Source organism: Priestia sp. P1_B12_1, assembly GCF_056406695.1.
On record NZ_JBFTZR010000017.1, the window covers coordinates 14,039 to 27,695 of the forward strand.

Genomic DNA, 13,657 nt, shown 5'->3' on the forward strand with positions numbered 1-13,657 from the left:
TTTAATTCATCTCCCAAAAATCAGTGTACAAATGCTGTATTTTCCCTACCATGCTGTCTATAGTTAAGTGTTTTTTAGCATGAATTTTCGCATTCATACTCATTTTATTTCGCACTTCTTTATTTGTAATAAGAAATTTTAGTGCATGTGCTAGCTGTTCAGGGTCTCCAGGTTCAACAATAATACCGGTTTTATTATGCTTTATCAGCTCAGGAATTCCTCCGCAATTTGTGGAAATTACAGCAGTGCCGTTATGCATAGCTTCAATTATTGAAATGGGTAAGCTATCATTAATTGTTGGAAGTACAAAAATGTCAGTTTTATTTAAGAGTGAAGGTACATCATCTCTGGAACCTAAAAAGTTTACCATTGATAAACCTAGAGCCTTTTTCTGTTTTTCTAATTTCTCTCTCATTTGTCCATCACCGACGATTAATACCTCCACATTGGAAGTGTATTTTTTCAGGCGTGCCAGCGCGTCAAACAGATAATTATGTCCTTTTCGAGGACCAAGCCTAGCTACGCACGTAATAACTAGCTTTTGTGAGTTCTTTTCTTTTCCTTCCCTTTGGTTCACTGGATAATCAATTCCCGTAATAACTGTAGTAATGTTTCTATTTTTTGCTCCTAGCTTTATTAAAGGTTCACGAAATGAATCACTTAAAACAATAATATGACTTGCATATTCAATCGCTTTACTTTCAAGCTCCGTAAAATACGCTTCTTCTACGGAACCTTTTTTGATGATGTTAAATTTGAGTCTATTAGATGTAAACATGCCATGAGGTGTAAAAAATAAGGGTTTATTGTAAAATTCATTAAACCTTCCTAGAATATTTGCTGTAAACAAATCTTGTGCATGAAGAATATCGTATTTCTCTAAATTCACTGTTTCAAGCATTTTTTCGTATACATATATAAGCCTTTGATGATTTAAAATTCTCTCATTGTAATTTCCATAGCGTTTGGTAAACAAATGTTTTAGGTTTGGAGTGGCAATTTCTCGAAATTGCTTTACTTTTGAAGTTGAAAATTGATTGGGGGAAATAATGTCTACTCTATGTCCCTGGCTTTTTAAACTTTTACTTAAAGTAGAAATATAATTTGAAAGTCCACCTACGTGAGGAAAGCTCCAAAAGGTAGCAATTAAAATAGAAAATTTCTTTTTTGAACTTTGTTTTGATGAGCTTCTCCTCTTAGGGGTTTCCTTTGCAACGGATTTTTTAGGAGAACGTGACTTAAGTCCATAATATTGATCTAATGTTTCAATTAGATAGGGGTAGGGAAAGGCAATCTCATGGTTCATTTCCAAACCCTCCTTATAATTTCAAAAGCTTCAGCATAAGGTACGCCAACACTCATGCCTCTTACCCTTCCTAAGTACTCAATGCCTTCGTATGAACGGGGATGAGGGAACGCTCTCATTTCGAGATCATAATGTTTAAGGGCATTAAGTTTATTTTCCATAGTGTCCGTAACATCTACAAAGTAATTCGGTTTAAATGTTTTTTCGCAACCAAAAGCACCCCATTCACTCGATGAAACGGTTTCAAATGTAATTAATTCTATGGGGGGCATATAAGGAATTGGCCTAGCTGCAGTTAACACTGCTTGAAAAGTAATCTGATGGTCTTTATTTAAATCTCCATAGTGATGTGTAAAAATCTTGACGGGTTTGTATCGTTTGATAAGTTGTTCAATCTCTTTAGTTAACTCATGAAGAGGAATCATTTCTAGTTCCAGATTGACATGCTCAAGAAATATTACTTCTTCAATGCCAATTTCTTTATTGGCAAGTCGACCAAATTTTTGAATGTGATGGGCTTCTTCCTTTCGGCCTAAAGCAGTAATTACCGAAATTACTTTATAACCTTCATTTACAAATTTTTTTAAGGTTCCTGCAGTTCCCAATAGTTCATCATCAGGATGAGCCCCGATCACTAATATACAATCGCTCATATCTGTGCCTCCTGTAACTTTTTCTTCTATACTTGTACTATAAACAATATATGAGGTTATCCATATATTAGAAACCGTCATTGGCGGAGAATTAAAAATTAGAGCTCTACTAGTTAACATAGAAGAGATATTTGTTGTATCCTTTGTTATGTAATTTTAGTAGTAATGAAAGGTTCCCAATAAAAAAGAAATAAGACCTGTTGATAAAAGCCAATAGGTCTTATTTCTTTTTTAGCTAAAATTATTATTTAGAATTAAATTTCCATAAATTAATAACTCTCATTTTTTTACAAATATCTTTACAAGAATCATGCTTCTCATGCTTTTCACACTTTTTGCACGGATTTTTGTGAGCTTTTTCTTCTAAAGTCCAATCTTCTTTGTATTTCATACCAATATCACCTCTTTCATTACTATAATATGTAACCATTAGTAACAGGAGAGGGTGCTTGTCTTGGATTTTAACAAAAATTTTTTATGAAATTGTATGTAGATAGATAAGCATACAAGCAATTTATTTATAAAAGAATAGAATAATAAATGGGGAAGGAGGAACAGAATGGGGAAATCATATTTTCATTACCAACATAATCATAATGGATGGGATAGGTTGCCGAAAACAACTTTCTTTAAATGGCAGGATAAGAAAAAGTATCAAATGCTTAGTAATAATAATGATCAATTTATTTCGTCTAGCAGCGTTAAACAACTTGATTTTTTGAGTGACAAAGTATTTGTACACTCTTCTGAGAGGTTGGTGGAAAAAAAAGAGAATGTACTTACGAGCTTTAAAAGGTATGAGGTAGTTGGCCAAGGAAAAGATGGTGTTATTTATCGATTGTCTTCTGATCGATGTATAAAAGTATTTTTCAAAGAGGAGGTATATGAAAAAGAGTTAGAAGCGATACAAGTGGGACAGCCCTCTTCTATTATTCCTCAACTCTACGGTTATGGACCAAATTACATAGTCATGGAGTATATTGAAGGGATTTCTTTGGCAAAACAGCTTAAAAAAAACGGAGATATAGAAAAGTCATTGGTTGTACAGTTGATAGATTTCTTTGATGAATTAAAAAAATTAAATTTTCGTAGACAAGATACCGAATTACGACATATTTTAATAAATGAACAGGGGAATTTTAAAATGATTGATCTTAAAAGAGCTTTTACTTCTAACCGACCTATTCCTATTAAATTGCTAACCGATTTGAAGGAACTAAAATTATCAAAAAAATTTTTATCTCACGTTAAAGATATCCGTCCTTCTCTTTATCAAAGGTGGAAAAAATTTGATGAAAAGTGAATTCTCTAAGCAGTAGTCAAAATTATTAATTGTAGCAACAATAACTGTGTGCTAATAGGGTTATTGTCGCTACAGGTTATAACATAAAATCACTGTTATGCCACCTCTTATAGAGCATAAATATCCACATTATGTTCTTGCATTAGGCATCAGTTATTGTATAAGTTGATTGATCACCTACAGGGAGGGTAGCAATGACAATATTCGTTGCACCATCAATGACAGACACTACACTATTTTCTTCGTTCGTTACGTGAATTTGATTATTATCGACGTTAACATCAACCATAGACGGTTGTTCTATGACTGGTACTATCCCAATTACAGCGTTTGTACCTGCATCAATGACGGAAACAGTGTCACTATTTTTATTAGCTACATAAATACGGTTGCTGGATAGATTAGCCCCTAAGTCAGTAGGCTGATCACCCACTCGCACTGTAGACATTACTGTATTTGTTAATCCATCAATAACAGAGACGGTATTTTTGAACTTGTTTGCTACATAAATACGATTAATATAGGGATGAACATCTAAATTAATTGGATGGGTTTCTACAGCTATTGTGGCTATAACAATATTTGTTGCACCATCAATGACGGAAACAGTATCTTGACCTGCATTTGTGATGTAAACTCTATTTGTGTAGGGGTTAACTCCTACACCTGAAGGCTGATCACCAACTGGAATAATGCCAATAACTGTATTAGTTCCTGCATCAATAACTGAAACAGTATCATCACCTTTATTAGTTACATAAATACGATTAGTAGATGGATTTCCATTTACATTTGTTGGCTGACGACCTACATTTATAGTGGCAATAAAATCATCTGTTGATCCATCCATTACAGAAACCGTATTGTTATCCTCATTTATTGTATAAATTTGATTAGTAGATGACTTTCCTCTTGGAGATAAAAAATCACCTGCAACATGCACAACCTTTGCTTTTTTTCCCATTTAACTCAACTCTTTTCATAAATACTGTTAGGAAAATCGTTGAAAACATAAGGCACTTACCTTATGTACAAATATATGATGTTAAATTTATTTTATTATCTTAAATTTTTTAGGGAAAGGATATGACTATTTAGAGTGCACCTGAGATAGACATGTTGCTGTTTTATTTAAATGAAAATATAGGTGAATAAAAAATCGCTTCAATAACACAGGAAAACACTGGGGAATTGTTTCCTTTTAGGCCATTCCTGCATATGTTGTTATGAATACGACCTTATACAAAAGGAGCGATTAATATGAGTGATTCACCCAAAAGACCAGAGATTGTTCCAAATAAGCTAATGGACTTATTAGTAAATGACGTTTTTTCTAAACATGGCATAGATAAAGAACAGATCAAAGGAAATTTATCTGAAGAGAAGAAGCAAATGCTTAAAGAAATGGTTGAAGATTTGTCAAAACGAGTGGATGATTTTGTAAAACAAACAAATGCTACCAACAAGAAAAAATGAATTATACCATTCATAAACGCCGTTAAATAGGCGTTTTTGTTGTTTTTTAAAATGGTTGCACTCAATGGTCAATTGGCCCAATCCTATTGATTGGTATGTTCATATATTAATACATACCATGAAAAAGGAGTGTTAGTTATGTCATCTAAAAAGTATTATTCTTACGATGTAAAGAAAAAATGCAAAAGCAAACATAAAAAAGATGATTCTAAGAAGCATTGTAAAGATGGCTGTAAAGTAGATCACTATGAAAGTGAATCTACAGAATATGATTACTATAATAGTCGTGAGAGTTTCGAAAGCAACGAGAGTTTCGAAAGTTTTAATGCAGAAGTAGTTCAAGATGCAGATCAACTTTCTTTAATTGATCAAGAATCAGACGAATTAATTTGGATTAAAGATTCTTGCGATATTAACGTCACTACAACAGATACTCAAGCAGCTATCGGTATTCAAGTGGCTATCCAAGTAGCCATCGCTATTGTAATCCGTATTGCCATCGGCGATACTGTTCAAAAAGATGGTGTGCTTCAAGACTTATTACAGCTATCTGAAATAGAGCAAACAAATAAACAAAAAATTTATATTGAGAATTCCAAAGATGTAGAAATTACAACGACTGATACAGACGTGGCTCTTAACGTTCAAGTACTGTTACAAGTATTAGTAGCTATTATTGTACTTGTCGATGTTCTTTAATTAAAAATTAAACGAGGTGAGAAAAATGGGTGAAAGAAAATGGAGAGCACTAGACCATTGTGAAAATAAACGGTTCAGTGGTAGAGACGTATGGCAAGAAGCTGATCAAATAGCAGCTACTGAACAAAAATCTTTTGAGAAAATTATTGTTAAAGATTCAGAAGGTGTTAGAGTACAAACAACAGATACTCAAATAGCAGCAACTATTCAAGTAGCTTTACAAATAGCTATTGCAGTAGTAGTTCGTATTACAATCGGTGATAATGTTCAAGGAAACAGCGTCGTTGAAGAACTAAAACAATTCGCTAGCATTAAACAAAAAAATTCTCAAAAAACAATTATTGAAAACTCTACAAATGTAAATGTTACAGCTACTGACACAGATATCGCTGTAAACCTTCAAGTACTATTACAAGTATTAATCGCTATCTTAGTTACATTAGACATCCTTTAATATGTAACTAACCTTCTGAGCGTAAAAACAAGGAAGGGAAATCATTTTAATCCTATATAGGAAAACAGAATAAAGAGGAATTTTTATTCTGTGAATGCATTTAGCTAAATTTATTCGTGCGTGTTTTCGTAAATAAAAGAAAGTAAAAAAGCCTTCGCGTTTGCAAAAGCGAAGACTTTTTTATTAAATAAAATTCAATAATATCCTTAATCCGAATAAGCAACTCCATTAAAACTTTCTGGTCCAACTCTCACAGTTCCTAGGATGTTACAAGTGATAAAAGCTGTGTAAATTAAAAGGTTAGAAGCTGGCTTTGGTACGTTAAAATCTGAAGCAGTAAACGTAAAAAGCTGTGGTCCTAAAAGGTTAATATTCAACGCCTCCGACGAAGAGTAGACAACTGGGTCGTTAAAGGCAGTACCTCTTACAATAGTAATTGTAACAGTAGTTGCGACAGGGAGGAGTGGTAATTGGCAAGCTACAGTACCACTTAATTGAGTACGGATAGCACCTGTAGCACTTGTAACGTTGAGGCCAATTTGACCGAATAGACCTGGATTAGAGAGAAGTGTAATAGGGATAGAAATAGAGTTAGCAATACTAGCATTTTGAGATGTTCTAGAATCTAATAATATTGTCATGGTATTTTAAACCCCCTTTCTATGTACTATTACTATATGAAAACTTGTCCCCCAGTGATTGGACAAACTAATTAATTTACAAGGTTAATTAAACTGTTCTCAATTAAATCAAGATACAATTAAGAATGCTTTTTTATAAAAAGCGTTTAGGTTTAAACCATACATATAGATCAATACACATAAACTGAAGGTATGAAAAACAATAAATAAGGTATCATGAAGCTGCAGCATAGTTAGCGTTCTTAAGGACGGAGGAATATAAATGAGGGATATTCAGATATTTTTAGTTGGTTATGTAAACTCAAGTTCGATAAAAAAGGCCGTGGACTCGTTACATTTTATCAATAACCGCATAAATGAAATTATAATCTTGGACATACCAGAGACTTTACTGCAATCAGGAATGACTTTTGAAGACACAAAGATACAATGTATAAACTTAATAAATAATGACCTAGGATTAACGTTAAATTATTACATTCACGGATTGTCGTGTGAATATGTTATGTTTTTGTATAGTTATGATTATTTGAATGATAATGTAATGAAGCACACATTAACTTTAAATGATAAAAAAGGTGCTATGACTTACGATTTTATAATTAATAATAAAGTTATAAAAAGACCTTTTCTCATAAAAACATCTTTTCTGAAGCAAAACCCTTTCTTATCTAAGAGTTATCTTCCATTTAAAGAATCAGTTCTTCCATCTTGGCTTTCACAAATAAATGAACTATCTATCCTTCCTTCACCCAATAAATTAGTTAATCAGGTATCTATAGATAAGACCAGTAGTCACCTTCAAAAATTGAATTTTATCGAAAAGTATCAGCAAAAATTAGAAACACAGAACATACCTCCTTCAATTACGGTTATGATAGCTAATTACAATATGGGTAATTACGTAGGAATAGCTATTAACTCGTGCATTCTACAAAGTAGCCTTCCAGAGCAAATACTAGTCGTTGATGATGGATCAAACGATCATTCCCTAGAGATTATAAAAAGTTTTAAAAACACACCAGGTTTTAGGTTTCTTAGTAAAGATAATGGTGGGAAAGCAAGGGCTCTTAATGCGGCTCTATCATATGTTGAAACAGAATTTGTCATGGAGTTAGATGCCGATGACTGGCTAGACCCAGATGCATTTTACACTATAAGAAGATGTTTAGAAAATTTAAAGGAAGATGTAGCTGTTCTCTACGGTAATTTAAGAGCATGGAAGCAGAATGGAGAAGAAAATATAAGGTATAAAGGGTTAAGGAAAGGACGAGCGATTCTCAATAGAAACGACCTTCTTTCTTATGTATTTCCCTTAGGACCTCGCATCTATCGCACGTCGACTTTAAAACAAAATAACGGGTTTCCTTTAATTGATTTTGAAGGAGGACGAATGTATGAGGATGTAAGTGTATTAAATGATCTAATAAAAACACATCGATTGTTATATAAGGATATGACAGTTTATAACGTAAGGGAACATCCGTTAAGTATCACGAAAAAAAATCACTCCAGTTGGAGTGATTTCTTAAAATACCTTGACTAGTTTACGCAACCGGTGAAATTTTAATTGAAGTAATTGATGGAAGAGCAATAGTTAAAGGAAGAGTAGTTCCGCCATATCCATATCCCACAGTTTGAAGGATTGTAATAAGGCCATTTGTTACAGCAGTGATAATTCCTTCAACAAAGCCATCTGCTAGTGCGATTTCGACTGGTGTACCAATACGCTTTGTTAATTCAGCTACTAAAGTACTTTCAAACATAATATGACTCCTTCCTTAAAGTGATGATACTGTTTCAACTTTAGAAAGTGGGATATAGTTTAACGATCCGTCACTTTCAGCAACTGCCACGTAGTCTGATAAAACAGCAAGTAAAACACCTGTAATGGTTTCATTTGGTGTAGATAGTTGAACTGTTTGATTAACACGATTTTTTAAGTCGTTTCTAATCGGGGCTGAACCAGATGAAATTGGTAGTCCTGCTAATATGGAGAGAAGATTTCTTAAAAGATCACTAGCAGAAGTAGTAGTAGTACTTACAAGGCCCGTAGTAGTGTTTAAGATATCAGTTGTAGTCGTATTAACGGTATTTAAAAGGCCAGTTGTAGTTGTATTAACAGTATTTAAAAGATCTGTTACGACAGTAGTAGGATTAATAGTATTTAAGGCGTTAGTTACAGTAGTAGCAGGGTTGACAGCATTTAAAAGGTCTGTAGCAGAAGTAGTAGTTGTGTTGACTGTTTGAGGTAATGAAAGCAGGTTTTTTAACAACGCTGCTCTTGCTTCACTTGATAGTGCCAATAGAATTCATCCTTTCTTAAAGCAAAGTTTTTGCATTATTATCTATGTTTTATAATATGCTTATCCGATTTTAAGGTGCTCGGCGGTTTACCTAATTTACTTAAAAATCCGCCTTTCTTATACAGTAGCAAGAACTAAATAGTAATTAAGAGTGTTCTTTATATTTTAACGCTAGCTGTTCCATTACGTGTTTATGACTATTAATTACAATTTTGTTTTCTTCTTTTATAAAAGAAGCATATTTTTTGCTCCCCATATTTTCATGTATCCTTGATAACAAAAGGGGCTGAGGGATGTATTGTAAATCGAATATTTGAATGATTCGTAACCATAAGTCATAGTCATGAGTATAAAGAAGTGTCTCGTCAAAAAGACCCACATGGTCAAACACACTTTTGTGAATCATAATTGAGCAGCCGTTAATAATATTTCCTTTGCTTATTCTAGTGATAAGATCTAATTTATTTAACGTCTGAATACCTAAAGGCGGACTAATGATTCGTCCTCTATAATTGATGGCGTAGTAATTTGTGTGACTAAAAAAGGCATTATGAGTTTTCATCGATTCTAGTTGTATGGCGATTTTATGATGATCATAAATATCATCAGAACTAAGCCAACATATATAATCACCTGTTGCTTGCTGAATTCCTACATTTAAAGCACTCGCTGTGCCACCATTTTCTTTTATAATATAGATGATTTTATCTAAATAGGGAAGGATTTTATCCGTATGCTTAGTAGATCCATCATTTACTACTATAATTTCAATATTGGTGTAGGTCTGTTTAGTTAAACTATCTAGTGCATGATCGATATAAGAGCAATTAAAGAATGGCACAACAATAGATACTTTTGACATATTCACTTCTCCTTTCAAGAATTAAAAATCTGTGATTATGTTTTTAGGAAAAATAACAATTTTTAAATTTACATCGCATTTATTAACATATGTAACACGGTTTACATATGAAATAGAAGTTTATTAATTCTACACGTAAAGGTGGAGAGGGAAAATGAATGTATTATTCGTGTTTTATGTTCCAAGTGGAGGAGTAGAAACGTTAAATCGTCAAAGGTGTAAAGCCCTTAAAAAGTACAACATTAATGCTCATTGCCTTTATTATGAAAATAGAAAGAAAAGCATAAATGACCATGGGACCCAAACGTTTGTAACGAATGAAGACCATGAAATTAAAAAAATACTTGATGAAGGAGATTATAGTCTCATTGTCATTGTCTCAGATTTTCAAGCTCTTCCTCGGTTTAGATCGCTTGGATATCAAGGGAAAATGATTATTGAAATACAAGGATACGGCCCAAAAAGTACAGCGAAATCTGCTCTTACAGATGCTATACCTCTTGTCACTAACTATGCTTCAGGATTTCTTAATCCCAAGACTCCTCATATCGTGCAATTACTAGATGAACTCTACCCCTCATTTCCAAAGTTTAGTTTCAACAATTGTTTTGATACTAATCAGTTCTCCTATAAAGCTGTACCTACTAGTCATCAGCCTAACGTCGCATGGATTGGGCGAATCGAAGATAACAAAAATTGGAGAGAGTTCTTAAAAATCGGTAGCGAATTAATCCATAATCACAATTCAAACATACGATTACATATGTTTGAAGACCCTACTCTAAGCGAAGCTAAGGAAAGAGTTCAATTTGAAAAATTAATTAAACAGTTAGATTTAGAAAAACATCTTTTTCTTCATGCAAACGTTCCGAATGATCAAATGGCCGTTTATTTTTCCATGATAGGGGAATCAGGCGGATTTTTATGCTCTACTTCAAAGGTAGAAGGAGCCCCATATTCTCTTCTTGAAGCGATGAGTTGTAAATGTCCGGTTTTAACCACTGACTCCGATGGCGTAAGAAGCTCAATTATTCATAATAAAACGGGGAAATACTATACATTAGGTGACGTTACCGAAGCTGTTAAAGAGGCAAAGGAGTTAATGACGGATTCTCAGTTAAGAGAAAAGATACGTAAAGATGCTTTTGAGCACGTAAAAGTAAATTTCAACCCAGATTTATACTGTGTGAATTTTATTTCAATGATTCAATCACTGGGACTAAACCTCAGTAAGTAAATAAAATACCAGATATTTTCTAGTATCTGGTATTTTATTTTTCTTGATTTTCTGTGTTAAGTTTTTCTGCTTGTTCGTAAAGCGACAAAAAATTAGTAACCATTTTGTTAAGGTCCCATTTATCTTGAGCCCACTCTTTTGTACAAGAAGCTAGCTGGTTTCGAAGTAAATCATTTGCAAGCAAATACTTTAATTGCTCATACAGTTCATAAATATTTCCTACAGAAGAGACTAGCCCGCTCCTTCCCACTTCAATCATTTCAGGTAATCCAGCTGTATCGCTAATAAGAACAGGAATACCTGCAAGCTGGGCTTCCATAACAGAATAAGGCTGAGTATCGTGAATACTAGGGTGAACAAAGATATCGGCTTCTCTAAGGAAATGAAGAACATTATTCGAGGCACCTAAAAATCTAACTTTATCTTTTAGATCTAAGTTTGTGCATTGTTCTTCTAATGCGCCTTTAATTTCGCCTTCCCCCAGTATCCAGCATTCCCAATCCTGTCTACTTTCTTTTAAGAGAGCAAGGGCATCTAGGAGGTGATGAATGCCTTTTAAATAGACAAGCCTTCCCATATAAAGGATAATTTTTTTATTCTGCTTGGGTCCGATAAGTGGCTTCTTCATAGCATCCCCAAGGAACTGTTGATTACTAATTCCATATGGAAAGGTAACAATTCTGTCTGAAAGAATAGAGAAATTATCTGCAATATTACGAGACATCCATTTAGTTGGACTATGAATAAAATCACTGGCTTGATATCCTAACTTCTCAATCACCTGGTGATATTGATATTCAAATGTAGCTTCTATTTGTTCGTCTGTTTTATGAGGGTGCATGGTTTTGAGCGTGAAAAAGATATCACGTGATAGATTTCCAAGAGCACTAGTAACAAGTGGAATATGAGAAGGTTTAACTCGATTTATAGCGTTTGCTGCTGTGACATCTAGCGCATGTATAAGGTCATATTGCTGAAGGTTGTAATATGCTGCGGAAAGCTCTAAACTATAACGAAATAATTCAGTGTTGTATATCCAACTCTTCATTGGAAGTGAAGGAAGCTCAGTAAGCAATTTTTCTTCAATATAGGGGGAAAGAACAGCAATATCTATTTCTGGTTTTTGTCCAATGATTCGATATTTATTTAAATCAGGGGTCTGACTAAGGATATGAACTGTATGACCTGACTCTTTCAGTGACTGTTGGAGTGATGATACAAATGTCCAAACGCCTCCGGTATAGGGGAGTGGGTAATAGGAAACTAATAAAATCTTCATTTTATAATCATCCTTTAATTATTTTCTCTCTATTCAATAGGAAGAGGAGAAGAATAAGAATTTTCAACGTCTAAAGCACCTCATTGAGTATGAGAAAGAATTATACTTACAACCCCAGGATCAGGTATCTTATAATTGGTAGGTAAATTAGTTTTTACTTCATTTAAAAACTCAATTAGATTTTCATCAAATAACGAATCCTTATTATCCTTCATGTATGTCCCTTCTTTTCTTAAAATTGATATATGCTTAAATTTTTATTATTTTGCAAATCCCTATTTATATAATATGTCCAAAATTTTTAATTGGTACGGACGAGTGCATGCTGATAGTAGATAAATATAATAACAAGTTTTGCAAATTCTTTTTTACAAAGTGTGTTTATTAAAGTTTCCATACAGATTTGTATGTAATAAACTTTACACATTTCCATGTAAAGTTTTAAGGTGAAAGATAAACTTGTGTCCTAATAATACATTTCATTTATTAAATGAAAGTAACGAGTGGAAATACTTGTAATAAAGACTAAATAAGAGGGTGTAAGGAGTAATCATAGAAGAATAAACTCACCTAATCTTGTGAAGGATTTGATTGTGATTTACTTATATATTTTTGCAGCAGAGGGCGGTAATGAAACTCGATAGTTTTCATTTCTTCTCTCATCTCATTTTGGTATCTACTGGTGCCTGATTTTTCATGAGAACGAAATTTTGTAAGTGCTTCATCATAATAATGGATTTCATAGCCATTGACAAGCATACGAAACCACATCTCATAATCATGAGTATAACGAAAATCGGGAGAGAAAATCCCAATTTTATCAAAGATCTTCTTTTTTATAAGAATGGTACATCCATTGATAGCATTATACGTTAAGTAGGCATTATACACTTCTTCTAAATTGGAGAAACGTTTACAGCACCAAGGTATTAAAACTTGATTATCTTTATTAATATAGTCAAAGTTAGTGAAGCTGGCATCTATGTTCCTTTGCTTCATAAAGTTTAGTTGTTTGGAAATCTTTTCAGGAACAAAATAATCATCCGAGCTTAGCCAGGCTATATACTCTCCTGTAGCAGCGAATAAACCAGTATTTATTGCAGTAGCCGTCCCGCCATTTTCTTTTCTTATATAAACAATTTTATCTTTAAAGGACTCTATCTTCGCAGTGTGGGATGTAGAACCGTCGTCTACCACAATTACTTCAATATTTTCATAAGTTTGATTTAAGGCACTTTGGATTGCTTGATCGACAAAGGCACAGTTGTAAAAAGGAATAATTATTGATACTTTTGGACCCATTGTTTCCCCTCCGAAAAAAAATTTCATAGCATAAGTGAAACGTAGTCTAAATTATGACTTTTGTAGGTGGATAAAAGGTGAAGATGATAGTTCTAAGTTCATTAATGAAATCACACTCTTGATTAGAATATGCATAAAC

Annotated in this window: 17 protein-coding genes; 6 read left to right on the top strand and 11 right to left on the bottom strand. The window is 33.3% G+C overall.

Annotated elements, in window-relative coordinates; all coding sequences use genetic code 11:
* Position 1: 1 nt before the first annotated feature.
* The 3 genes from AC1D0Y_RS26410 to AC1D0Y_RS26420 all read right to left on the bottom strand — a co-directional run bounded on the left by AC1D0Y_RS26410 (position 2) and on the right by AC1D0Y_RS26420 (position 2,350).
* Positions 2-1,306, bottom strand: coding sequence for a glycosyltransferase family 4 protein (locus tag AC1D0Y_RS26410; RefSeq protein ID WP_048022216.1), 1,305 nt, complete (start codon positions 1,304-1,306; stop codon positions 2-4).
* Positions 1,303-1,959 (bottom strand): PIG-L deacetylase family protein, encoded by a 657-nt coding sequence (locus AC1D0Y_RS26415; RefSeq protein WP_048022218.1) that lies wholly within the window; start codon positions 1,957-1,959, stop codon positions 1,303-1,305. Before AC1D0Y_RS26415 ends, AC1D0Y_RS26410 begins: the two co-directional genes overlap by 4 nt.
* A gap of 244 nt (positions 1,960-2,203) precedes the next feature.
* Positions 2,204-2,350 (bottom strand): hypothetical protein, encoded by a 147-nt coding sequence (locus AC1D0Y_RS26420; RefSeq protein WP_165574263.1) that lies wholly within the window; start codon positions 2,348-2,350, stop codon positions 2,204-2,206.
* Positions 2,351-2,518: 168 nt separating this feature from the next.
* On the opposite strand from AC1D0Y_RS26420, the gene AC1D0Y_RS26425 reads away from it, so the two are divergent.
* Positions 2,519-3,262, top strand: coding sequence for a hypothetical protein (locus tag AC1D0Y_RS26425; protein ID WP_155404493.1), 744 nt, complete (start codon positions 2,519-2,521; stop codon positions 3,260-3,262).
* Positions 3,263-3,404: 142 nt separating this feature from the next.
* Here AC1D0Y_RS26425 and AC1D0Y_RS26430 read toward each other — a convergent pair whose 3' ends face one another.
* Positions 3,405-4,226, bottom strand: a complete 822-nt coding sequence (locus AC1D0Y_RS26430) for a YncE family protein (protein ID WP_048022220.1) — start codon at positions 4,224-4,226, stop codon at positions 3,405-3,407.
* Positions 4,227-4,522: 296 nt separating this feature from the next.
* Here AC1D0Y_RS26430 and AC1D0Y_RS26435 point away from each other — a divergent pair, with 296 nt between their 5' ends.
* The 3 genes from AC1D0Y_RS26435 to AC1D0Y_RS26445 all read left to right on the top strand — a co-directional run bounded on the left by AC1D0Y_RS26435 (position 4,523) and on the right by AC1D0Y_RS26445 (position 5,891).
* A complete protein-coding gene (locus AC1D0Y_RS26435) occupies positions 4,523-4,738 on the top strand; it encodes a spore coat protein (RefSeq protein ID WP_477708133.1) in 216 nt (71 codons plus the stop codon).
* 138 nt (positions 4,739-4,876) lie between these two features.
* A complete protein-coding gene (locus AC1D0Y_RS26440) occupies positions 4,877-5,437 on the top strand; it encodes a spore coat protein (RefSeq protein ID WP_048022224.1) in 561 nt (186 codons plus the stop codon).
* A gap of 25 nt (positions 5,438-5,462) precedes the next feature.
* Positions 5,463-5,891: a spore coat protein gene (locus AC1D0Y_RS26445; RefSeq protein ID WP_014462117.1), complete on the top strand. Its 429-nt coding sequence runs from the start codon at positions 5,463-5,465 to the stop codon at positions 5,889-5,891.
* Positions 5,892-6,097: 206 nt separating this feature from the next.
* Here AC1D0Y_RS26445 and AC1D0Y_RS26450 read toward each other — a convergent pair whose 3' ends face one another.
* Positions 6,098-6,532 carry a hypothetical protein gene (locus AC1D0Y_RS26450; RefSeq protein WP_014462118.1) on the bottom strand — a complete coding sequence of 145 codons (435 nt, stop codon included), beginning with the start codon at positions 6,530-6,532 and terminating at the stop codon, positions 6,098-6,100.
* A gap of 262 nt (positions 6,533-6,794) precedes the next feature.
* Between AC1D0Y_RS26450 and AC1D0Y_RS26455 the strand changes: the two genes are divergently transcribed.
* Positions 6,795-8,078 (top strand): glycosyltransferase family 2 protein, encoded by a 1,284-nt coding sequence (locus AC1D0Y_RS26455; RefSeq protein ID WP_155008786.1) that lies wholly within the window; start codon positions 6,795-6,797, stop codon positions 8,076-8,078.
* A 1-nt stretch (position 8,079) separates the two neighbouring features.
* On the opposite strand, the gene AC1D0Y_RS26460 is transcribed toward AC1D0Y_RS26455, so the two are convergent.
* From AC1D0Y_RS26460 to AC1D0Y_RS26470, 3 genes are all read right to left on the bottom strand, one after another.
* Positions 8,080-8,298: a hypothetical protein gene (locus AC1D0Y_RS26460; RefSeq protein ID WP_014462120.1), complete on the bottom strand. Its 219-nt coding sequence runs from the start codon at positions 8,296-8,298 to the stop codon at positions 8,080-8,082.
* Between the two features lie 15 nt (positions 8,299-8,313).
* Positions 8,314-8,838, bottom strand: coding sequence for a hypothetical protein (locus tag AC1D0Y_RS26465; protein WP_014462121.1), 525 nt, complete (start codon positions 8,836-8,838; stop codon positions 8,314-8,316).
* Positions 8,839-8,983: 145 nt separating this feature from the next.
* Positions 8,984-9,700 (bottom strand): glycosyltransferase family 2 protein, encoded by a 717-nt coding sequence (locus tag AC1D0Y_RS26470; protein WP_230683554.1) that lies wholly within the window; start codon positions 9,698-9,700, stop codon positions 8,984-8,986.
* Positions 9,701-9,854: 154 nt separating this feature from the next.
* Between AC1D0Y_RS26470 and AC1D0Y_RS26475 the strand changes: the two genes are divergently transcribed.
* Complete coding sequence (locus tag AC1D0Y_RS26475; protein WP_477708134.1) at positions 9,855-10,937, top strand: glycosyltransferase family 4 protein; 1,083 nt, start codon at positions 9,855-9,857, stop codon at positions 10,935-10,937.
* Between the two features lie 34 nt (positions 10,938-10,971).
* Here AC1D0Y_RS26475 and AC1D0Y_RS26480 read toward each other — a convergent pair whose 3' ends face one another.
* The 3 genes from AC1D0Y_RS26480 to AC1D0Y_RS26490 form a co-directional block, all read right to left on the bottom strand.
* On the bottom strand, positions 10,972-12,216 hold the full coding sequence (locus AC1D0Y_RS26480) for a glycosyltransferase family 4 protein (RefSeq protein ID WP_477708135.1): 1,245 nt from the start codon (positions 12,214-12,216) through the stop codon (positions 10,972-10,974).
* Between the two features lie 80 nt (positions 12,217-12,296).
* Positions 12,297-12,431, bottom strand: a complete 135-nt coding sequence (locus tag AC1D0Y_RS26485) for a hypothetical protein (protein WP_477708136.1) — start codon at positions 12,429-12,431, stop codon at positions 12,297-12,299.
* A 355-nt stretch (positions 12,432-12,786) separates the two neighbouring features.
* A complete protein-coding gene (locus AC1D0Y_RS26490; RefSeq protein ID WP_154974742.1) occupies positions 12,787-13,518 on the bottom strand; it encodes a glycosyltransferase in 732 nt (243 codons plus the stop codon).
* Positions 13,519-13,657 lie beyond the last annotated feature (139 nt).